This window comes from Streptomyces sp. Y2F8-2, assembly GCF_014905555.1.
Classification (GTDB): Bacteria; Actinomycetota; Actinomycetes; order Streptomycetales; family Streptomycetaceae; genus Streptomyces; species Streptomyces cynarae.
Map to the genome: position 1 here is coordinate 334,171 of NZ_BNGS01000005.1, position 20,922 is coordinate 355,092.

A 20,922-nucleotide genomic window follows, 5' to 3' on the forward strand; every position below is an offset into this window, starting at 1 on the left:
GCGCGACCCGGGCGTCCCTCTGGCGGCGTGTCGATGTGCGGCGGCGGTACGGGGCACGGCCGTCAGGCGCTGGAGCGGGTGACCAGGCGGGTGGGCAGGATCAGCGGGGTGGGGTCCTGTCCATTGATGAGCGCCACGAGCATGCGCGCCATCTCCCGTCCGAAAGCCTTTATGGGCTGATGGACGGTGGTGAGCGGCGGATCGGCGATCTGGGCGACGGTCAGGTCGTCGAAGCCGACCACGGCGACATCGGCGGGGACCGATCGGCCGGCCTCGCGCAAAGTGCGCAGCGCTCCCGCCCCCATGTTGTCGTTGGCGGCGAACACCCCGTTCACCTCGGGGTGGTTCGCCAGCAGGGCGGCCATGGCGGCGGCTCCACCGGGCTCGGTGAAGTCCCCCTCCTGCGGCGGGTACGGGTCAAGGCCGGCTGCCAGCATGGCGTCCCGGTAGCCGCGGTACCGGGCGAGCCCGACCTCGGTGTCCAGACGCCCGCAGATCGTGGCCACACGGGTCCGGCCACGGGAGAGCAGGTACTCGGTGGCCTCGCGCGCTCCGCCGGCGTTGTCGACGTCCACATACCACCGGGGAGCCGAACCGACCGGGCGGCCGCCGAACACGACGGGCATCTCCGCGTCCTGAGCCACACGGGCCAGCGGATCGCCCTCGCGCAGCGCCATCAGCATGACGCCGTCGGCGCCCCTGGACCGAAGGAGCTCCTCCACCCGCTTGCGGCCCCGGTCGGAGGCGGCCAGACACAGCATCAGATGCAGGTCGGCCTCCTCCAGGGCGGCCGAGGCTCCCACGATCACCTGGGCGAAGAACGGGTCCGCGAAGATGGACGGATCCTCTCCCGCGACGACCAGTGCCGCCGCTCCCGTCTGGCGGGTGGCCAGAGCGCGTGCAGTCGGGTTGGGGACGTAACCCAGCTGTTGGACGGCCCGCTCGACCGCCTCGCGCTTGGCGCGGCTGACGTGCGGGGCGTTGTTGAGGACGCGGGAGGCCACCGAGCGGGAGACGCCGGCGCGTTCGGCCACCTCGTCGAGCGTCGACTGCCGGCGCGGCGCATTCTCTCTCATGGACCATGAGCCTTTCCCACTCGGCCTCGCCGAAAGCGTCTCGCCCCCGACCCGGTTTCGCTGCCATCCAGCCGGTGGGCGACGGAGGGCAGATACGGGTCCTTGAGAGCCCGGGGCTGGTAGCGCTTCCAGTTCCAGGACTGCAGAGCCTTGTTCTCTTCATGTGAAGTGCAGGTTGTGCATCGCCTCTTGACAGCTTCACCAGAGCGCAACACGATACCGGCCACACACCAAAAGTCCTCCGTCCTTTTGGAAGCGCTTCCAATGGGAGCGCTCCCAAAGCCAGCCTCCGGCTCTTCGGGGCGCGCCCCCGCCCCAGCCCTTCGGTCCAAGGGGCCTCGTACCACCGCACTTCCTCAGCGCGCCGCACGCTCGGGACGAGAGCGTGCGACGCATCCCTGCCAGGAAACCGAGGTAAGTCATGCGCCGCAGACTCCGCGCCCTCGTGGCAGCGTTCTCCGCTCTGCCGCTGGCGCTCGCCCTCGCACCGTCCGCCCACGCTGCCGACCCGACCACCATGACCAGCGGGTTCTACGTGGACCCCGACTCCAGCGTGAAGCGGTGGGTCGCCGCCAACCCCGGCGACGGCCGGGCGCCCGCGATCAACGCCTCCATCGCCAACACCTCGATGGCCCACTGGTTCGGCTCCTGGAGCGGCACCATCGGCACCGCCACGGGTGCGTACGCGGGCGCCGCGGACGGTCAGGACAAGCTGCCCATTCTCGTCGCGTACAACATCTACAACCGCGACTACTGCGGCGGGCACTCCGCCGGCGGAGCCGCATCGCCGTCCGCCTACGCGAGCTGGATCGCCCAGTTCGCCGGCGGTATCGCGGGCCGCCCGGCCATCGTCCTCCTCGAACCGGACTCCCTCGCCGACTACGGCTGCATGACCCAGGCTCAGATCGCCGAACGCCAAGGCATGATCACCGGTGCCCTTGCGCAGTTCAACCGCCAGGCACCCAACACCTGGGTCTATCTGGACGCCGGCAACCCGAACTGGGCGAGCCCGGCGACCATGGCCCAGCGCCTCCATGAAGCCGGCCTCCGACAGGCCCACGGCTTCTCGCTCAACATCTCCAACTACTACACCACGGCCGAGAACATCGCCTACGGCAATGCCGTCAACAGCGAACTGGGCGCCCGCTACGGCTACACCAAGCCGTTCGTCGTGGACACCAGCCGCAACGGCAACGGCTCCAACGGCCAGTGGTGCAACCCCTCAGGCCGCCGCATCGGCGCCCCCACCCAGAAGGGCGGAGGCGCCGAGATGCTTCTGTGGGTCAAGACCCCGGGCGAGTCCGACGGCAACTGCGGCGTCGGATCCGGCTCATCGGCCGGTCAGTTCCTCCCCGAGGTCGCCTACAAGATGATCTACGGCTACTGACCCCGGACCGCCGTGACCCGGTACGTCCCTGTCCCGCGACCGGGCCACGGGCACCGTCCGCCGCAGCCCGTCCGGGTCCGCCGCTCACCCTTTCCGCCCCAGGCGGTCGACAGCCCGCCTCGGCGGCAGACGCTCCCCCGTCAATCCACCCCAGGAGCAGCAATGAAGCCACGCAGCCCACGGCGCCGCGCCGCTGCCGTCATTGCGGCGCTCACCGCCTGCGCCGCCCTCACCGCGACGCAGGCGCAGGCCACACCCGCGCAGGACGTGATCACTCCGGCCACGAAGTTCTACGTGGACCCGCACAGCAAGGCCGCGCGACAGGCCCTCGTCGACTTCCGGAACGGAGACATCGAGAACGCCGCGAACATGGCCGGACTCGCGAGCTGGCCGCAAGCCGAATGGTTCACCGAGGGCACCCCCGACGAGGTGCGCGTCAAGGTGAACAGGCTTGTCCGCCGAGCGCGGGCCGTGGACCGGACCCCCGTCCTGGTCGCTTACGACGTACCCGGCCGGGACTGCTCCCAGTACTCCAGCGGCGGAGCCGCATCCTCCGCCGCCTACCGCAAGTGGATCGACGCCTTCGCCGCCGGCGTCGGCGACGACAAGGCGGTGGTCGTCGTCGAACCCGACGGCCTGGCCAACCTTCCCAGGGACTGCGGGCCCACCACCGACCCGACCGGCGAACTCACGGCCGCCCGCGTCGCCGACCTCGCCTACGCTGTGAAGACCCTGAAGGCCCGGTCCCGCACCGCGGTCTACCTGGACGCCGGCAACGTACAGTGGCGGGCCGTCGGCGACATCGCGCAGCGACTGCTTGATGCCGGGGTCCAGTACGGCGACGGCTTCGCCCTGAACGTGTCCAACAACCACCCCACCGACCACAACGCCAGATACGGCACCTGGATCGCCAAGTGCATATGGTTCGCCACCAAGGGCCCTGGGCAGGCACGCGGCCACACCGACTGGTGCGCCAGCCAGTACTACTCGTCCGCCGCCCCCAACGACGGCGCCCCCGGTCATGCCGTCTCTCCCACGGACCCCGCCACCTGGCGGTGGACCGACGCCTGGTTCGACCAGAACGTGGGCACCCCGCCGGCCGACGACCTGGATCACTTCGTGATCGACACCAGCCGCAACGGTCGGGGCGCCTGGACCCCGGCGCCGGGCAAGTACAGCGGGGACCCGGAGATCTGGTGCAACGCGCCCGGCCGCGGTCTCGGACCGCGCCCCACCGCCGACACCGGTGTCCCGCTCGTCGACGCCTACCTGTGGATAAAGATCCCCGGTGAGTCCGACGGCAGCTGCACGCGCAGCACCGGCGGCACGATCGACCCCGAGTACGGCATCGTCGACCCTCCCGCCGGCACCTGGTGGCCCGACCAGGCCCACGCACTGGCCCGCAACGCGGTACCCCGCCTGACGTTCAACCGCTGAGTCCGGCGGACGTCTCCGTACGCGCCCGGACACACACACGACCTGCGCCGGGTGCACTGGCGCACCATCGGCTCGCCGTAGCGCGCTCGTCCACGGTCAGCCCTCGCCCACGAGGTCGAGGTCGTCACGGGATGCCACCGGGGTGATCTCCGGAACGGGCCACTTGCGGTGCAGCGGCGGGGACACCTCCCGCCACCAGGGGTGCGTAGGGAGGTCGCCGGCGGGCTCGAAGGGCCGGCCCGGAACCGGGACCGCGACCGCCTGCCCGACTGCGTCGGCCGCGGCCTTCGTCCACTCGCCGGGCTCCGCCCAGGCGTGGGGGGCGAGGTTGAAGGTGGCCCAGTGGATGGGGAGCAGCACACCGTGCGGCTCGCCGCCCTGGAGGTCGAGGTGGGCGCGCGTGCCCTCCTCGGGGGTCATGTGGATGTCCGGCCAGAAATCGGAGTACGCGCCGATCTGGATCATCGTGGCGTCGAACGGGCCGTGTGCCGCGCCGATGTCCTTGAAGCCCTCGAAGTAGCCCGTGTCGCCGCTGTGGTAGACGCGGTGCTCGTCGCCGGCCACGGACCACGACGCCCACAGCGTGTGCTGCCCGTTGCGCAGGCCGCGGCCGCAGAAGTGGCGGGCCGGGGTGGCGGTCAGCGTGAGGCCGCCGACCCGCGTGGACTCGTGCCAGTCCAGCTCGCGCAGCCGGTCCGCGGACACACCCCAGTGCTCCAGGTGGGCGCCGACGCCGAGCGGTATCGCGAACACGGTGTCCGTGCCGGCCAGGGCCTTGATGGTGGGCAGGTCGAGGTGGTCGTAGTGGTCGTGGGAGATGACGACGACATCGACGGGGCCGAGCGCGGCCAGCGGCAGCGGCACCGGGTGCAGCCTCTTGGGTCCGGCGAAGTCGAACGGCGAACAGCGCTGCCCCCACACCGGGTCGAACAGCACCCGGTGCCCGTCGATCTCCGCGAGCACGCTGGAGTGACCCATCCAGGTCAGCCGCAGCCCGCTCGCCGGGGGCTTGGCCAGGTCGGCGTAGGTCGTCGGGTGCACGGGGATCGGACCGGCCGGGGCACGGCGGGCGCGGTCCTCCTTGCGGAAGTACATCTTCGCCAGCTCCAGCGCGGACCCGCCCGAGGGACGGGTCCGGGTGCCCTCCGGGTTCACGAAGGCGCCGTCCGCGAAGTGCGGTGATCTGCGGATCCGCGTCAGGCGCTCCCCGCTGGGATCCACGCCGAAGGCGGTGGGTCGCAGCGCGCGGAGCCCGGAGCTCAGGGGACCGAAACCGGTCACGGCACCTCCAGTGGAGTGGGTGAGGTCCTCATTATGGTCGGCCCGTACGACAGTGCCGGGTCGGCCATGTCACACGGCGGCGTCCGTCCCGGACGCGGTTCGCCGCGCGGGCCGGATGTCACATCCGTGCGCGCCGGTCCGTCGTACCCGTGTGGGCGCCCACCACGGGGCGCCCGGGAACGACGCACTGGAGGTGCCCCATGGCCCGTATCTCCCTAACCCCCCGCCGCACGCTCTTCTTCCGCGTCATGGAGTGGTATTCGAAGCGGACGTACGGAAAGGTCCTCGACCCCGGCAGGGCGCTCGCCCACCAGCCGCGCGTGCTGTGGAGCGATCTGCGGTTCGAGCAGTCGGTGGCGAAGTGGAACAAGCTGGACCCGGACCTCAAGGCGCTGGCCGAGATGGCGACGGCCGCGGCGATCGGTTGCGCCTGGTGCATGGACTTCGGCTACTGGGTGAGCCGGGGGCGCGGCATGGCCCGCGAGAAGCTGGTCGACGTGCCGCGCTGGCGTGACAGCGACGCGTACACGGAACTGGAGCGCGACGTCATGGAGTACGCCGAGGCGATGACCGCCACCCCGCCCACCGTCGACGACGCCCTGGCGGCACGGCTCCTGGGCCGGCTGGGCGAGCCCGCGTTCGTCGAGCTGACGGCGATGGTCGCGGTGGAGAACCTGCGCTCGCGCATCAACGCCGCGCTCGGACTGACGAGCCAGGGCTTCAAGGACTCCTGTGACCTGCCGCCCGTGGAGCGGCGGACGAGCTCCGCACGGTAGCGGTCACTCGAACGACGAGCGGCCCCGGCTCAGGTCCTGAACCGTGAACCACGGCGGCGAGCGCCTCGACGTCGTCGTACAGCTCGGCAGTCGCCGCCGGGATCGTCGGCGCGGACGCGACCGCGTGGACGCCCCGGTCGCTGCCACCGGCGGCAGGGCACCGTCCGGGCCTGGGGGGCTCCGCCCCCGGGCCCGGCCGAGCTCCACCCCAGACTTCCGCTTCTGCCTGAGCGGCTTCCTCCTCGAACTCCCTCCGGCGGTCGAGGAGAGGAGGCCAGGAGACCTCACACCGCCTGCGCGATCCTCACCCTGATGTCGTCCGGCGACAGCGTCCCCTTGGCCACCACCCGGTCCCCCGACGACTCTCCGCGCAGCCGCCGTCCGATCCACGGCACCAGGTACTCGCGTGCCCAGTGAATGTCGTCGCGCCGTACCTCGAACGTGCCACGCGGCGGCAGGGGCGGCCACGGCTGGTCCGGGTCGGCCAGTACCTCCATGCCGAGAACCTGGCCCGCCCGCAGGGCGACGCGGGTGTGGCCCTCGGGCGAGAGGTGGAGACGGTCGTCGTCCCAGGCGCGCCGGTCCTGCACGGACTTGAGCGACCACAGGTCGAGGACCGGGCAGCCGTACCGGTCCGCGATCGCCCGCACATGGCCGTTGTAGGTGGCGATCTTGCCGCGCAGATGCTTGAGAACCGGCACGCCCCGGGTGTCGAACCCGGTGGTCACCATCACCGTGCCGACGGCGGACGTCAGGACCGCGACGGCCCGCTCGAACCGCTCGGCGACCTCGTCGGGGTCGGTGCCCGGCCGGATGATGTCGTTGCCGCCCGCGCAGAACGAGACCAGGTCCGGAGCCAGTTCGACGGCCTTGGGGACCTGGTCCTCGACGATCTGGTCGAGCAGTTTGCCGCGCACGGCGAGGTTCGTGTACCGGAAGTCGCCCTCGGGCCGCCGGTCGGCGAGGAGGACCGCGAACCGGTCGGCCCAGCCGACGAACTGCCCGTCGGGCCCCGGGTCGCCGACACCCTCGGTGAAGCTGTCCCCCACCGCCACGTACGACCCGATCACTGATCTGTTGTCATTCTTCGAATCGTCTGCCACATCGGTCCATGATTCACCTTGTGATGTGAGCTACGCGACCGTAGGCGAAGGTTGACGGACGGTGAGATAAACCACTCGCCGCATCTGCGTCGATCAGGAATAGGCCCCTGATCTGGGGTGTTGGACGAGCCTTCGGATGCTGCACCCGGTCGACACGGCCTCCGGGGCCGTGTGCGCAGGTTCGAATCTCCTCCCGGCTCTACGACAACCCCACGGCGCAGTGATCGTGGCCGTGGCACCAACGTCATGAGAGGGCGCAGTTACCGCGTCCGGGTACTTGATCCCGGTGATCACACGCGATCAGGCACGAAGGCTTCGCCAAAAACGCCAAGACCCTCATCTGTTGGCGGCGCCTTGCGCAGCGTTTCGCGCTTACGCCCTGAGCCAAGTGGCCCAGGTCGGCATCGACTCAAGCATCACGGCCATCGCCGTCACCGACTCCCTGAGTGCCTGAGCGAAGCCGGCCTGGTACTCCGGACTCCCGCCCCGGTGGCCGCAGGCCATCCACAGCTGCCAAGTCGCCGCTCCCACGCGTCCGGCGAACATACCGGTGAACGCCGACTCATCAACCGCCCCGACTGCCCCTCCCGCAGCGACATACCCGGACAGGCACGCTTCGACGATACGGCGCTCCGGCACATCCAACCCGCGGCTGAAGCCGGCGAGATGGAAAGCGGTGAAGACAAGCTCCCACCATGGGTCCTGCGCCCCAGCGGCATCGAAGTCCAACAGCACCGGTCCATCGGAGCCGGTCAGAATGTTCTGGTGCCGGATGTCGCGGTGCATGACCAACTTGGATCGCCACAACTCCTGCTGATCTTCGACCATGGCGTCGGCCTGCTCCACCGACAGCTTGAAGATGCGGACATGCTCGGCACTGAGGACCTCGAGGCGTTCGGCCTGAGCGAACCACTCCTCCCACTCTTCCTGGGAGTTCGACCGGTAGTCGCCATCGACGGTCGGGTCGGCTGGAATCGCGCACCGCGCAAGGTCGGCGACGAGCCCGCCGGCCCATTCCGCCAACGGTTCGGGTGTCGGCGCGGTCGGATGCGCGCCCTCGACGAAGCGCACTGCACGAGCGTAGAAACCGTCGCCGATCGGTCGCCACAGACCCGCTTCTCCCAGCGTCGTCGACTGCGGCTCGGGCATCGCGACACCGATCTCCCACGCGGCGGCTTCCAGCGCCCCTGCCTGGGCTGCCATGGGCAACCAGAAGTCACCCCAGAGCGGGACGATCTTCACCACCCATGAGCCGGAGTCGGTAACGGCCTTCCACACCGGGCTCTGCTCGTCATCCTTGAGCAGCACCGGGGCATCCAGCAACTGCCCCAACCCGAGCCGCTCGGCCGCTTCTGCCAGGTTCATGGCCAGTCAGTCAACCCGCCCGGCACCCCAGCGGCAATCGAATTGGTCGCCCTGCCCACAATCTCGGACATCCACAGCTTGAAAACAGTTCCAGAAGGCCCCGCACGTCGGTCGACGGGCGCACGACGACGTACGGGGCCAGGCCCGCCGGGCGCGGCCTATGACACTGCTCAGGTGCCGGTACTTCAGAAGCCCCTCACGGGGGAGGAGTTACGAGGAAACAGCCGATCCGGGCACGACGATCAGATGCGGCGCAGCCGGATGACCGTCGCATCGAAGTCACCCCGCAACGCGGGCCGCAGCCCATGATGCAGTAGAACCGCACCGCGGTGCAGTTCACCGGTTTCCCTGCATTCGTACGTCGCCGCCGGGTCCAGGCCGCGCAGCCGCAGCGGGGTGACCGGCTCGCCGTAGTGCTGTGCCTGGAGCCAGGCGAGGACGACGGTCTCGTCGCCGAGGACGTACTGCACCGCGCTCAACCCGCCCGCCGGCGGCCGCAGCCGGTACAGGTCACCGCGCTGGACCACGGGCCGGATCTCCTTGTAGAGGGTGACCCAGTCGCGCGCCTCGGCCAGCTCCTCCTCGGTCCACTGCGCGAGGTCGCCGCCGACACCGAGCACCCCGGCCATGGCGCTGACGAACCGGAAGCGCAGCGAGCTCACCCGCCCGTTGAGCATCGCGTTCGGACTGTCGGTGACCCAGGCGGCCATGACCCGGGCCGGATGGATCTGGCTGAAACCGTGCTGGATGGCGAGCCGGTCCAGCGGATCGGTGTTGTCGGAGGTCCACACCTGGTCCGTGCGGCTCATGACGCCCAGGTCGACACGTCCGCCGCCGCCCGAGCAGGACTCGAAGGCGACATGGGGGTGGGCGGCCCGCAGCCGGTCCAACAGGGCGTAGAAGGCACGCACGTGGTCGACCCACAGCCGCTGCGGATAGGGCTCGCCGGGCCAGCCGGCGTCGGTGAAGCAGCGGTTGAAGTCCCACTTCACATAGTCGATCGGGGCGCTGGAGAGCAGGGCGTCGAGCTGCTCCCAGAGATACTCCTGGACGTCCTTGCGGGCAAGGTTGAGCACGAGCTGGTTGCGGAACTCCGTCCGCTTCCGTCCCGGCTGGTACTGCACCCAGTCGGGGTGGGCGCGGTAGAGGTCGCTGTCCGGGTTGACCATCTCGGGCTCGACCCAGATGCCGAACTGCATCCCCAGGGCGTGCACGTAGTCGGCGAGCGGCTTGAGGCCGGAGGGGAAGCGGTCCGGGTTGGGCCGCCAGTCGCCGAGCCCGGCGCGGTCGCTGGTACGGGCCCCGAACCAGCCGTCGTCGACCACGAACAGCTCCACCCCCATGGCCGCCGCCCGCCGCGCCAGCGCCCCCTGCTGCTCCTCGGAGATGTCGAACTCGGTGGCCTCCCACGAGTTGTAGAGCACGGGGCGGTCCCGGTCGGCGTCCGGGACGATGTGCGCACGCTGGTAGGCGTGCCAGGCACGGCTCGCGCCACCGTGGCCGCCGTCGCTCCACAGTCCCGCGAAGACGGGGGTGGTGTACGTCTCCCCCGGCGCAAGGAGCAGCAGGCCCGAGTCGTCGTACCCGGCGCCGCCGGTGATCTGCACCCGGGCGTCCGGGAGCTGGGCCACGGCGATCCGCCAGGTGCCCGACCAGGCGAGCGTGCAGCCGTAGACCTCGCCGCTCTCCTCGGTGGCGTCCGTGTCCAGCGCGACCCACGGCAGGTGCTGGTGGCCGGTGTGGCCGCGGCGGCTGCCGATGACCTTCTCGCCGTAGGTGAGCTCGGACCGCACCAGCCGGGACTCGGCCGCCCAACGGCCGTGCAGGTGGGAGAGGCGCCAGCCCTCGCGCTCGGGCAGGGTCCAGGTGGCGGAGTCGGCGCGGAGGAGTTCGGCGGGGGCGGGGCCGTCGTTGGCGACGGTCACCCAGCGCTCCACGACATCGCCGCGCATCCGGTAGTGGAGGGTGATCCGGAGTCCGGCGTCGGTGAACCTGAGCCGCAGTTCGTCGCCGTCGGCCTCGAACGCCTCGAACGCCCACTCCGTGCCGCGGCGCTCCTCGGTACGCACTGACAGGGCGGGGCGTACGAAACGGGGGCCGCCCTCGACCGGATACTCCTCGCGACCGTCGAGCGGGGACTCGAAGGGCCGGTACGGCGGTGCCGGGAGCGCCGCGAGCGCCTCGGCGTCGGCGAGGGCGATCCGCGGGCCCCAGTGCAGGTGCAGCAGCGTGTCGTCCTCGGCGAGCCGCAGGGCGTAGCTGCTCGTGGTCCCTGACAGCAGCCAGGTGCGGCCGTCCGCGGCGATCTCCAGCATCACATGCTCCCACAGATTCGAACAGGTCCGATCAGGTCCCGACATCATCGGGTGTGAGGTGTCTCGCAGGCAACGCCTGTCCGTCAGGCGGGCGCCGGCCGGGGACGATCGCCTGATCAACGGTGCCGTATCGTCGAGGCGCGGCCCGCCGGCGAACAGCGCCGGCGGTCGGATGGGAGGAGCCCTCGTGACGCAGCAGGTCCCGTCTACCGAGCCCGAGCTGACCGGCGTACGCAACTTCCGCGATGTGGGTGGCCTGCCGACCGTGGACGGGCGGCGGGTGCGGCGCGGAGTGCTCTTCCGCAGCGGCCACCTCGCGCACGCGACGGAGCGGGACGCGGCCTTCCTCACCTCGCTGGGCCTGCACACGATCTTCGACTTCCGCAACGCGGCGGACAAGAAGCTGGAGGGCCCGGACGTCGAGCTGCCCGGCGTGCGGAACGTCAACCTGCCGCTGACCGACCCGGCCCACGGCGCCGAGTTCTGGAAGATGGTCCGCGACGGCGACCTGGAGCAGCTTCGCGGCCTGCTCGCCGACGGCAAGGCGGAGAACAGGATGATCCTGTCGTACCGCACGATCATCAAGGAGCGCACGGCCGAGCACTCCCAGGTGCTGCACGCGCTGGCGGAGGACAGCGTGCCCGCGCTGATGCACTGTGCCGCGGGCAAGGACCGCGCGGGGCTGTCGATCGCGGTGACGCTCCTCGCCCTCGGGGTCGAGCGTGAGGCGATCGTCGCGGACTACCTGGAGTCGAACGCGAAGCACCGCCGCTACAAGGTGCGCCGCAACGGCTCGTCGCCCGACGCGTACTCCCCCGAGGTGATGGAGTTGCTCAGCCCCCTCTTCGACGCGCGCGCCGAGTATCTCGCGGCGGCGATGGAGACCGTCGAGGAGACCTGGGGCGGTGTCCAGGCCTACCTGGAGAAGGGGCTGCGGATCACGCCCGCGGTGCGGGAGCGGCTGCGTGACCGGCTGCTGGACTGAGGTGCGGTCCGGGGTGGGCGCTCACTTCGCGCCCACCTGGAACAGCAGGTAGATGAAGCCGGCGAACAGGTGGCCGACCGCGATGTAGACGATCAGCCGCACCCACAGTCCACGCGGGAACTTCTCCTCCATCACCCTGCGGGGTCGGGGTTCCGGTTGCTCGGTCATGGCATCTCTCCAGGGGTGGGGCCGAGGCAGAGCGCGGTGGTCGGGCTCTGCAGCAGGGTGTGGACGAAGAGCAGCTCTGTGCCGTCGTGGTCGGCGGCGGCGAGGCGGTGCGGGGTCAGCGAGTCGAAGTGCGCGCTGTCACCCGGGGCGAGGACGTGGGTGGAGTCGCCGAGGCGCAGCCGCAGCCGCCCCTTGAGGACGTACAGCCATTCCTCGCCCGGGTGGACGCGCACGATGTCGCCCTGGGTGCCGTAGGGGATGTGCACCCGCAGGGCCTGCATGCCGCGTCCGGCCCCGCCCGCCTGCCAGTACGCCCAGCCGCCCGCCCGGGTCGGCTCCATGTCGGCGGCGCGCACGACGGCGTCCCGGTCGGCGACGGTCTCGCCGAGCAGTTCGGAGACGGTCGTACTGTAGATGCGGGCGAGCGCCAGCAGCATGGGCAGGGACGGCTGCCGCCGGCCGGTCTCCAGCCGGGACAGGTGCGCGGGCGAGAGCCCGGCGGCACGGGCCGCGGCCTCCAGGGTCAGCCCGGCGCGACGGCGCAGCGCACGCAGCTGTGGCGCGACGACGGGCAGGTCCTCGGACGGCCCGTCCTCCATCCCGGTGCCGGGATCGGTCTCAGGAGAGCTCATGCCTCCATTGAGCCGAAGCCTTGCCCCTGCGGCAAATTTCTTGCCTGACAGGCAAAAGCTCCGGTTCCCGGAGGGTCAGTGATGTCCGGAGGGTCGGGGGTTTCCCCGAAGGTCAGCGGTTCGCCACCGCCTGTTTGATCAGCGTCTTGCCGAAGTCCCACATCAGCCCGCCCCCGTGTGCGTCGTCCATCACCGCGGTGAAGGCGTCCACGAAACGGTCGACGTCCGCCTCACCGATGATCAACGGCGGGATCAGCTTGATCACCTCCAGGTGGTCGCCGGAGACCTGGGTGAGGATCCGGTGGCGCTGCAGCAGCGGCACGACGACCATCTGCGCGAACAGGCCCTTCCGGGCGGCCTGGAGCACGGTCCACCGGCTGCGCAGCTTGAGCGAGCTGGGCCGGCCGAACTCGATGCCGATCATCAGGCCCCGGCCGCGGATCTGCTTGAGCATCTCGTACTTGTCGACGAGCTCGGTGAGCCGGGACTTCAGCTGCTCCCCGACGGCCCGGGCGTTCGCGACGACCTGCTCGTTCTCCATCACGGACAGGACGGCGAGCCCGGCCGCCATCGCCTGCGCGTTGGACCCGAAGCTCGCGGAGTGCACGAGCACCCGGTCCATGGACGAGTAGACCTTCTTGAAGATCCAGTCCTTGCCGAGGGTCGCGCCGACCGGGACATAGCCGCCGGAGAGCGCCTTCGCCACGCACACCAGGTCGGGCTCGACGCCGTCCTCGTGCTGGTAGGCGTAGAAGTCGCCGGTGCGGCCCAGGCCGGTCTGCACCTCGTCCGCGATGAGCAGCGCCTTGTGCTTGTGCAGCAGCTCCTGCGCGGCGCGCAGATAGCCGGGCGGGGCCTCGTGGACGCCCTTGCCCTGGATCGGCTCGACGATGAGGGCCGCCACGTCCCCCTTCTTCAGCTCCCGGGTCAGGGCGTCGAGGTCGCCGAGCGGGACGGCGGTGTCGGGCAGCAGCGGGGCGAAGCCGTCGCGGAAGCCGTCCTCGCCGTTGACGGAGAGCGACCCGGTGGTCAGCCCGTGGAAGGCGTGGGTGCAGTACAGGATCCTGGGCCTGCCGGTGACGTACCGGGCGAACTTCAGCGCGGTCTCGACCGCCTCCGTGCCGCTGTTGCCGAAGAACACCCGGTCCAGGTGCGGGCTGTGGGCGAGCAGCTTCTCCGCCAGCAGCCCGGGCAGGGGCTGGCAGTCGAAGCGGGTGAGGTCGGCGAGCTGGGCGTCCAGTACGTCGTGCAGCGCCCTGCGGACCACGGGGTGGTGGCGGCCGAGGCCCATCACCCCGAACCCGGCGAGCATGTCCAGGTAGTCGTTGCCGTCCGCGTCCCAGAAGTGGGCGCCCTCGGCCCGCTCGTAGACCTTGTCGAAGCCGATGGTGTGCAGCATGCGCGGAAGCTGGTGGTTGAGGTACTTCGCGTGCAGCTCGTAGCGCTCGGCCCCGCGTTCGGCCAGGAGTGCGCCGAGGTCGAACTCCCGTTGCCCGGTGGGGATGGTCATTCCGCGTTCACTTTCTCCTGCGACAGCACATCCTTGGACAGCTCGTCCTTGACGGCCAGGCAGGCGCTGATCCGCCCGGCGATCTCCACGGGCGTGAGGCCGATGTCGGCGAGCACCTCACTGCGCTTGGCGTGCGCGAGGAACTGCTCCGGGATCCCGAACCGCCGCACCGGCACGTCGACGTCGGCGTCGCCGAGCGCGAGGGCGACCGCGGAGCCCACGCCGGCGGAGCGGCTGTTGTCCTCGACGACCGCGACCAGCCGGTGCTCGGCGGCCAGGCCCGGCAGGGAGGGGTCGACGGGTTTGACCCAGCGGGGGTCGACGACCGTGCAACCGATGCCGCGGGCCTGAAGCAGGTCGGCGGCCTGCAGGCAGACGGGCGCCATGACGCCGACGGCGACGAGCAGCACCTGGGGCGTCTCGTCGCGGTGCAGCACGTCCAGGCCGCCCACCCGGTCCACCGCCGGGACCGCCGGGCCCACCGACTCCTTCGGGAACCGGATCAGGGTCGGCGCGTCGTCGACCGCGACCGCCTCCCGCAGCTGGGCCCGCAGCTGGTCGGCGTCGCGCGGCGCGGCGATTCTCAGGCCCGGTACGACCTGCAGGACGGACATGTCCCACATGCCGTTGTGCGAGGGCCCGTCGACGCCCGTGACCCCGGCCCGGTCCAGTACGAAGGTGACGCCGCAGCGGTGCAGGGCGACGTCCATCAGGAGCTGGTCGAAGGCGCGGTTGAGGAAGGTGGCGTAGACGGCGACGACGGGGTGCAGTCCGCCGGTGGCGAGACCGGCCGCGGAGACCGCCGCGTGTTGTTCGGCTATGCCCACGTCCCACACCCGGTCGGGGAACCGCTCGGCGAACCTGCCGAGGCCCACCGGGTGCAGCATGGCCGCCGTGATGGCGACGACGTCCTCGCGCTCCTCTCCGATCCGGGCGATCTCGTCCCCGAACACCGAGGTCCATGACGGGGCCTTGGGCGGTGCGAGGGGCTCGCAGGTGCGCGGGTCCATCACGCCGACGGTGTGGAAGTGGTCCTCCTCGTGGGCGAGGGCGGGCTCGTAGCCGCGGCCCTTCTCGGTGAGGCAGTGGATGAGGACCGGGCCGTGGAAGCGCTTGGCGCGGCGCAGCGCCGACTCGACGGCCCGTATGTCGTGTCCGTCGATGGGGCCGACGTACTTGAGGCCCAGGTCCTCGAAGAGGCCCTGCGGAGCGAACGCGTCCTTGAAGCCCTTCTTCGCCCCGTGCAGGGCCTCGTAGACGGCGGGGCCGATGACGGGCGTGCGTTGCAGCACGTCCTTGCCCCAGGCCAGGACCTTCTCGTAGCCGTCGGTGGTGCGCAGGGTCGCGAGGTGGTTGGCGAGGCCGCCGATGGTGGGCGCGTAGGAGCGTTCGTTGTCGTTGACGACGATGATCAGTGGACGGTCCTTGGCGGCGGCGATGTTGTTGAGCGCCTCCCAGGCCATGCCGCCGGTGAGCGCGCCGTCGCCGATGACGGCGACGACGTGGCCCTTCTCCCCCTGTACCTGGCGGGCCTTGGCGAGCCCGTCGGCCCAGCCGAGCGCGGTGGACGCGTGGCTGTTCTCGATGACGTCGTGCTCGGACTCCTCACGCGACGGATAGCCGGACAGACCGCCCTTGCCGCGCAGCTTCGAGAAATCCTGACGCCCGGTCAGGATCTTGTGGACGTAACTCTGATGACCGGTGTCCCACAGGATGCGGTCGACCGGAGACTCGAAGGCCCGGTGGAGCGCGATGGAGAGTTCCACCACCCCCAGATTGGGCCCCAGGTGCCCCCCGGTCCTGGCGACCGCGTGGATCAGGAACTCCCTGATCTCCTCGGCCAGTCGGCTCAGCTCTGCCTCGGACAGCGCCTTCAGGTCGCGTGGTCCCCGGATGTTCTCCAGAATGGTCACGCCGGGCCCCCTCTCGGTCCGTGCTGTTCAACTCACGGTGACGGCCGGCGCTCCCGGCCCGACGCCGTCCTTCTCCATCCGCTCGGCGATCCTCATCGCCTCCTCGATGAGGGTCTCCACGATCTTCGACTCGGGCACGGTCTTGACGACTTCACCCCTGACGAAGATCTGGCCCTTGCCGTTGCCGGAGGCGACCCCCAGGTCCGCCTCCCGTGCCTCCCCGGGGCCGTTGACCACACAGCCCATGACCGCGACCCGCAGCGGCACCTCCATGCCCTCGAGGCCGGCGGTCACCTCGTCCGCGAGCTTGTACACGTCGACCTGGGCGCGCCCGCAGGACGGGCAGGAGACGATCTCCAGGCGCCGCTGCCTGAGGCCCAGCGACTGAAGGATCTGGATGCCGACCTTGACCTCCTCGGCGGGGGGCGCCGACAGCGACACCCGGATGGTGTCGCCGATGCCCTGCGACAGCAACGCGCCGAACGCCACCGCGGACTTGATCGTGCCCTGGAAGGCGGGACCGGCCTCCGTCACGCCGAGATGCAGCGGGTAGTCGGACTGGGCGGCGAGCTGCCGGTAGGCCTCGATCATCACGACCGGGTCGTTGTGCTTGACGGAGATCTTGATGTCCCGGAAGTCGTGCTCCTCGAAGAGCGAGGCCTCCCACAGTGCGGACTCGACGAGCGCCTCGGGGGTCGCCTTGCCGTACTTCTTCAGCAGCCGCTTGTCCAGGGAGCCCGCGTTGACGCCGATCCGGATGGGAGTGCCGTGGTCCTTGGCGGCCTTGGCGATCTCCTTGACCTTGTCGTCGAACTGCTTGATGTTCCCGGGGTTCACGCGGACGGCCGCGCACCCCGCCTCGATCGCCGCGAACACGTACTTCGGCTGGAAGTGGATGTCGGCGATCACCGGGATCTGCGACTTGCGCGCGATCGTGGCGAGGGCGTCCGCGTCGTCCTGCGTGGGGCAGGCGACGCGGACGATCTGGCAGCCGGAGGCGGTGAGTTCCGCGATCTGCTGCAGGGTGGCGCCGATGTCCGACGTACGGGTCGTCGTCATCGACTGCACCGACACCGGGGCCCCGCCCCCGACCGCCACCGGTCCGACATGGATCTGCCGCGACATGCGCCGCTCGGCGATCGGCCGGACCGGTACCTCGGGGACGCCCAGAGGAACAGCGGTCATCGCGTCACCCGTTGTTCTGCTGGACGGTCTCGCGCATGGCCCGCAGGGACTCCTTCAGGGAGCCCATGGTGGCGAGGACGGCGGTGGGCTCGTAGCCGCAGTGCGCCATGCAGTTGGCGCAGCGCGGGTCCTTGCCGCGGCCGTACTTGTCCCAGTCGGTCTCCTCGATCAGCTCCCGGTAGGTGGGCACGTACCCGTCGCTCATCAGGTAGCAGGGGCGCTGCCAGCCGAAGAGGGAGTAGTTCGGGATCGCCCAGGCGGTGCACGGGAAGTCGACCTTGCCCTCGAGGAAGTCGAGGAACAGCGGGGAGTGGTTGAGCCGCCAGCGGCCGCGGTTGCCGCCCGCGAAGGCCTTCTTGAACAGCTCACGGGTCTGTTCGACGCCGAGGAAGTGCTCCTGGTCGGGCGCCTTCTCGTAGGCGTAGGCGGGCGAGATCATCATCTCGTCCACCTTCAGGTCGTCATTGAGGTAGTTGAGCACCTCGATGACGGTCTGCGGGGTGTCCGTGTTGAAGAAGGTCGAGTTGGTGGTGACCCGGAAGCCGCGCCGCTTGGCCTCCTTGATGGCCTCCACCGCCTCGTCGAACACGCCCTCCTTCGCCACGGACTCGTCGTGCCGCTCGCGCAGGCCGTCGATGTGCACGGCGAACGCGAAGTACGGGGACGGCGTGAACTTGTCCATCTTCTTGCGCAGCAGCATGGCGTTGGTGCACAGGAAGACGTACTTCTTGCGCGCCACCAACTGCCGTACGATCTCGTCGATCTGCGGGTGCATCAGCGGCTCGCCGCCCGCGATCGACACCATCGGCGCACCGGACTCCAGGACCGCTCCCACGGCCTGCGCCACCGGCATGCGCTGCTTCAGCACTCCCGCCGGATGCTGGATCTTGCCGCAGCCCTCACACTTCAGGTTGCAGGCGTAGAGCGGTTCCAGCTCCACGATGAGCGGAAACTTGTCCCGCCTGCGCAGCTTCTGTTCGAAGAGATAGGTCGCCACCTTGATGGACTGGCGCAGCGGCATGGCCATCTGGCTCACCTCCTGGGGAGCAGCAAGGAACGGTGCCATTCAAAGAAAACAGGCAGCACGGCACGAAGAACACGGAAAGCTGATATTCCACCGCGAACAGTGCCGATACGGACGAGTTCATGTTCTGGAGCGTCCACGACCACCCGGACGGCCGCAACCGGGCGGGCGCCCGTCCGAACGGCGCTCAGGAGCGTGGCCGCGGACTCCATGTCGACCGCGATCGCTCCGGTCGCCAGCAGTTCGGACCGCTCCTGACCGCGGACGACGTGGTCCGAGCCGGTGAGCGGTCCGGTGTGGACGGTGCGCCCCGGGACGGCGCGCAGGAGTTCCTTGACGAGCAGGTCGGTGCCCTCGCACGGGGTGGTGCCGCGCGGGTCCCGGGTCTCCTCGGCGACGACCAGGTCACCGGGGTGCATCCCGGGTGCGAGTCCCGCGCAGAAGCCCGTGGCGAGGACAGCCGCGAGAGCGAAGCCCGGCTCGCCGAGCGCCCGGGTGACCGAGCGTTCGGCCGCCCGGGGTCCCATACCCGTACGGAGTACGGTGACGGGCCCGTCGGCACCGCTGTGACCGCCGCTGCGCAGGGCGAGGTGCTCGATGCCGAGCGCGCAGGCGATCAGCAACGGGGCCGGCTCGGGCTTGACGCTCATCAGCTCCCCTTGGCCTTGGCGAACGGCTCGCCGTGCACATAGCGGCCCAGTGCGGTGAGCGGGAAGACCTGCCGGTAGAGGTGGTAGTTGATGGAGAAGTCCCAGGGGAAGCCGGTGCCGGTGAAGTACGGCTCGTCCCAGGAGCCGTCCTCGTTCTGGGTCTGGGCGAGGAAGTCGACGCCGCGTTCGACGGCCTGGGACTCGCTCTCCCCCGCGGCCAGCAGCGCGAGCAGGGCCCACGCCGTCTGCGAGGCGGTCGAGGCGCCCCTGCCGCTCCACTTCGCGGCGTCCTTGTAGGAGCGCAGGTCCTCACCCCAGCCGCCGTCGTCGTTCTGCACGCTCTCCAGCCAGGCGACGGCACGGCGGATCGCCGGGTGCGCGGCGGGGATGCCGGCCGCCACCAGGGCGGGCACCACGGACCCGGTACCGTAGACGTAGTTGACGCCCCAGCGTCCGAACCACGAGCCGTCCGGCTCCTGTTCGGCCAGCAGCCACTCGATGCCGCGGCGGGTGCGCGGGTCGTGGGCGAGGCCCTCGACCGCGAGCATCTCCACGACGTGCGCGGTGACGTCGGCGGACGGCGGGTCGATGACCTCGCCGAAGTCGCAGAACGGCAGCCGGTTGGGGAACGGGCTCGTGTTGTCCACGTCGAAGGCGCCCCATGCGCCGTTCTTCGACTGCATGCCGAGGTTCCAGCGCACCCCGCGCCCGATGGCCTTCTCCATCCGGTCCGGGTCGTGGTGCTTGACGCGGCGCAGCGCGAGGACGACCTCGGCGGTGTCGTCGATGTCGGGGTAGTTGTCGTTGTGGAACTCGAACGCCCAGCCGCCCGGCGGCAGCTGGGGCCGGCGCACCGACCAGTCGCCGGGCCGGACGATCTGCTCGCCCAGCATCCAGTCGGCCGCCTTGACCAGCTGCGGGTCGTCGGCGGGCACACCCGCGTCGGCGAGCGCGATGGTCGCGAGACAGGTGTCCCACACCGGGGACTGGCACGCCTCGATCATGCGGGCGCCGTCCTCGCGCCATACGGCGAAACGGTCCAGCGACGCGAGGCCCTCGCGCATCACCGGGTGCTGGAGGTCGTAGCCGAGCAGGTGCAGGGCGATGACCGAGTACACCGCGGGCGGCTGGATCCCGCCCCAGCAGCCGTCGTTCTCCTGCCGCTCGATGATCCAGCGGGCGGCGGTGTTCATGGCGGCCCTGCGCAGTCGGCGCGGGGCGACCTTGCGGAACTGGTGCAGCGCCTTGTCGAGCCGCTGGAAGACCCCGTCCCAGCTCGCCACCGGGGCGAGGTCTCTGTCCGGGTTGGGGTGGTCCGGGTCGGTGTGCAGCTCGTCGAGCGGGAACGGCGCGGGCCGTACCGGGCGCTTGGCGGAGACGATGGTGAGCGGCACGATGGTCTGCCGTGCCCAGCAGCCGAAGTCGTAGATGTTCAGCGGCATCCACTTCGGGAACCAGATCAGCTCCGGCGGGAGTTCGGGCAGGTCCTCCCACTTCCACCAGCCGAACAGGGCGAGCCAGATCCGGGTGAAGACGCGGGCGGCGGCGATGCCGCCCTGCTCGCGGATCCAGGCGGACGCCTTCGCCATGTGGGGTTCGTCCGGCGCGTCGCCCGCCAGGCGCAGGGCGACGTACGCCTCGATGGTGGTGGACAGTTCGCCGGGCCCGCCGTAGAAGGTGGCCCAGGTGCCGTCGTCGCGCTGCTCGCCGCGGATGAACAGCGCGGCGGCGCGGGTGGTCTTCTCGTCACGGATCCCCAGGAACTGACGCAGCAGCAGGTCCTCGGCGTCCATCGTGACGTTGGTCTCGAGGTCGCCCTTCCACCAGCCCTGGGCGTCCTGCCGCGCGAGCAGGAAGTCTGTGGCGCGCCGCATGGCGCGCTCGGCGGCGTCTCGAGTGCCCCCGGCCCCGGCCGCCCCCGGGATCGGTTCGCTGGTGTCGCTGGCCGAGGCAGCGCGGGGCGGCAGGGCCCCTGGGCTTCCGTCGGTCGTCGCTGTCATGGCTTCCCCTTCGTGCAGTCGTGCGAAATCGTGCTGCTGTGGGTCCGCCGTCGGCCGGTGCGCGTGCGCTCAGGGCACCGGCCGGCGACTACGCGAGGTGTATTCGACCGATAGT

General features: G+C 70.4%; 17 protein-coding genes. 4 read left to right on the forward strand and 13 right to left on the reverse strand.

Annotated elements, in window-relative coordinates; genetic code table 11:
- Nucleotides 1–62: 62 nt before the first annotated feature.
- Nucleotides 63–1,076: a LacI family DNA-binding transcriptional regulator gene (locus SY2F82_RS19180; protein WP_200420317.1), complete on the reverse strand. Its 1,014-nt coding sequence runs from the start codon at nucleotides 1,074–1,076 to the stop codon at nucleotides 63–65.
- Nucleotides 1,077–1,497: 421 nt separating this feature from the next.
- Here SY2F82_RS19180 and SY2F82_RS19185 point away from each other — a divergent pair, with 421 nt between their 5' ends.
- Nucleotides 1,498–2,463 (forward strand): glycoside hydrolase family 6 protein, encoded by a 966-nt coding sequence (locus tag SY2F82_RS19185; protein ID WP_200420318.1) that lies wholly within the window; start codon nucleotides 1,498–1,500, stop codon nucleotides 2,461–2,463.
- Between the two features lie 162 nt (nucleotides 2,464–2,625).
- Complete coding sequence (locus tag SY2F82_RS19190) at nucleotides 2,626–3,900, forward strand: glycoside hydrolase family 6 protein (protein ID WP_200420319.1); 1,275 nt, start codon at nucleotides 2,626–2,628, stop codon at nucleotides 3,898–3,900.
- 96 nt (nucleotides 3,901–3,996) lie between these two features.
- Here SY2F82_RS19190 and SY2F82_RS19195 read toward each other — a convergent pair whose 3' ends face one another.
- Nucleotides 3,997–5,181, reverse strand: coding sequence for an MBL fold metallo-hydrolase (locus tag SY2F82_RS19195; protein WP_200420320.1), 1,185 nt, complete (start codon nucleotides 5,179–5,181; stop codon nucleotides 3,997–3,999).
- Nucleotides 5,182–5,381: 200 nt separating this feature from the next.
- Between SY2F82_RS19195 and SY2F82_RS19200 the strand changes: the two genes are divergently transcribed.
- Nucleotides 5,382–5,957 carry a carboxymuconolactone decarboxylase family protein gene (locus SY2F82_RS19200; protein WP_200420321.1) on the forward strand — a complete coding sequence of 192 codons (576 nt, stop codon included), beginning with the start codon at nucleotides 5,382–5,384 and terminating at the stop codon, nucleotides 5,955–5,957.
- Between the two features lie 284 nt (nucleotides 5,958–6,241).
- On the opposite strand, the gene SY2F82_RS19205 is transcribed toward SY2F82_RS19200, so the two are convergent.
- The 3 genes from SY2F82_RS19205 to SY2F82_RS19215 form a co-directional block, all read right to left on the reverse strand.
- Complete coding sequence (locus SY2F82_RS19205) at nucleotides 6,242–7,027, reverse strand: SGNH/GDSL hydrolase family protein (RefSeq protein WP_200420322.1); 786 nt, start codon at nucleotides 7,025–7,027, stop codon at nucleotides 6,242–6,244.
- A 405-nt stretch (nucleotides 7,028–7,432) separates the two neighbouring features.
- Nucleotides 7,433–8,425, reverse strand: a complete 993-nt coding sequence (locus tag SY2F82_RS19210) for a phosphotransferase (RefSeq protein WP_200420323.1) — start codon at nucleotides 8,423–8,425, stop codon at nucleotides 7,433–7,435.
- Nucleotides 8,426–8,667: 242 nt separating this feature from the next.
- Nucleotides 8,668–10,740, reverse strand: coding sequence for an alpha-galactosidase (locus SY2F82_RS19215; protein ID WP_200420324.1), 2,073 nt, complete (start codon nucleotides 10,738–10,740; stop codon nucleotides 8,668–8,670).
- A gap of 187 nt (nucleotides 10,741–10,927) precedes the next feature.
- Here SY2F82_RS19215 and SY2F82_RS19220 point away from each other — a divergent pair, with 187 nt between their 5' ends.
- The gene (locus SY2F82_RS19220) at nucleotides 10,928–11,725 is read left to right on the forward strand and encodes a tyrosine-protein phosphatase (RefSeq protein ID WP_200420325.1); all 798 of its coding nucleotides are present in this window, start codon (nucleotides 10,928–10,930) and stop codon (nucleotides 11,723–11,725) included.
- A gap of 21 nt (nucleotides 11,726–11,746) precedes the next feature.
- Here SY2F82_RS19220 and SY2F82_RS19225 read toward each other — a convergent pair whose 3' ends face one another.
- The 8 genes from SY2F82_RS19225 to shc form a co-directional block, all read right to left on the reverse strand.
- Complete coding sequence (locus SY2F82_RS19225; RefSeq protein WP_200420326.1) at nucleotides 11,747–11,893, reverse strand: DUF6126 family protein; 147 nt, start codon at nucleotides 11,891–11,893, stop codon at nucleotides 11,747–11,749.
- Nucleotides 11,890–12,525, reverse strand: coding sequence for a helix-turn-helix domain-containing protein (locus SY2F82_RS19230; RefSeq protein ID WP_200420327.1), 636 nt, complete (start codon nucleotides 12,523–12,525; stop codon nucleotides 11,890–11,892). The genes SY2F82_RS19225 and SY2F82_RS19230 overlap by 4 nt, the downstream gene beginning before the upstream one ends.
- Before the next feature lie 112 nt (nucleotides 12,526–12,637).
- A complete protein-coding gene (locus SY2F82_RS19235) occupies nucleotides 12,638–14,035 on the reverse strand; it encodes an aspartate aminotransferase family protein (RefSeq protein ID WP_200420328.1) in 1,398 nt (465 codons plus the stop codon).
- A complete protein-coding gene (gene dxs / locus SY2F82_RS19240; protein ID WP_200420329.1) occupies nucleotides 14,032–15,948 on the reverse strand; it encodes a 1-deoxy-D-xylulose-5-phosphate synthase in 1,917 nt (638 codons plus the stop codon). The genes SY2F82_RS19235 and dxs overlap by 4 nt, the downstream gene beginning before the upstream one ends.
- Before the next feature lie 27 nt (nucleotides 15,949–15,975).
- Nucleotides 15,976–17,133 carry a flavodoxin-dependent (E)-4-hydroxy-3-methylbut-2-enyl-diphosphate synthase gene (gene ispG / locus SY2F82_RS19245; protein WP_200420330.1) on the reverse strand — a complete coding sequence of 386 codons (1,158 nt, stop codon included), beginning with the start codon at nucleotides 17,131–17,133 and terminating at the stop codon, nucleotides 15,976–15,978.
- A gap of 4 nt (nucleotides 17,134–17,137) precedes the next feature.
- Complete coding sequence (hpnH, locus tag SY2F82_RS19250) at nucleotides 17,138–18,160, reverse strand: adenosyl-hopene transferase HpnH (RefSeq protein ID WP_200420592.1); 1,023 nt, start codon at nucleotides 18,158–18,160, stop codon at nucleotides 17,138–17,140.
- Nucleotides 18,161–18,165: 5 nt separating this feature from the next.
- Nucleotides 18,166–18,807, reverse strand: a complete 642-nt coding sequence (locus SY2F82_RS19255; RefSeq protein WP_200420331.1) for a 1-hydroxy-2-methyl-2-butenyl 4-diphosphate reductase — start codon at nucleotides 18,805–18,807, stop codon at nucleotides 18,166–18,168.
- On the reverse strand, nucleotides 18,807–20,807 hold the full coding sequence (gene shc / locus SY2F82_RS19260) for a squalene--hopene cyclase (protein WP_200420332.1): 2,001 nt from the start codon (nucleotides 20,805–20,807) through the stop codon (nucleotides 18,807–18,809). The genes SY2F82_RS19255 and shc overlap by 1 nt, the downstream gene beginning before the upstream one ends.
- Nucleotides 20,808–20,922 lie beyond the last annotated feature (115 nt).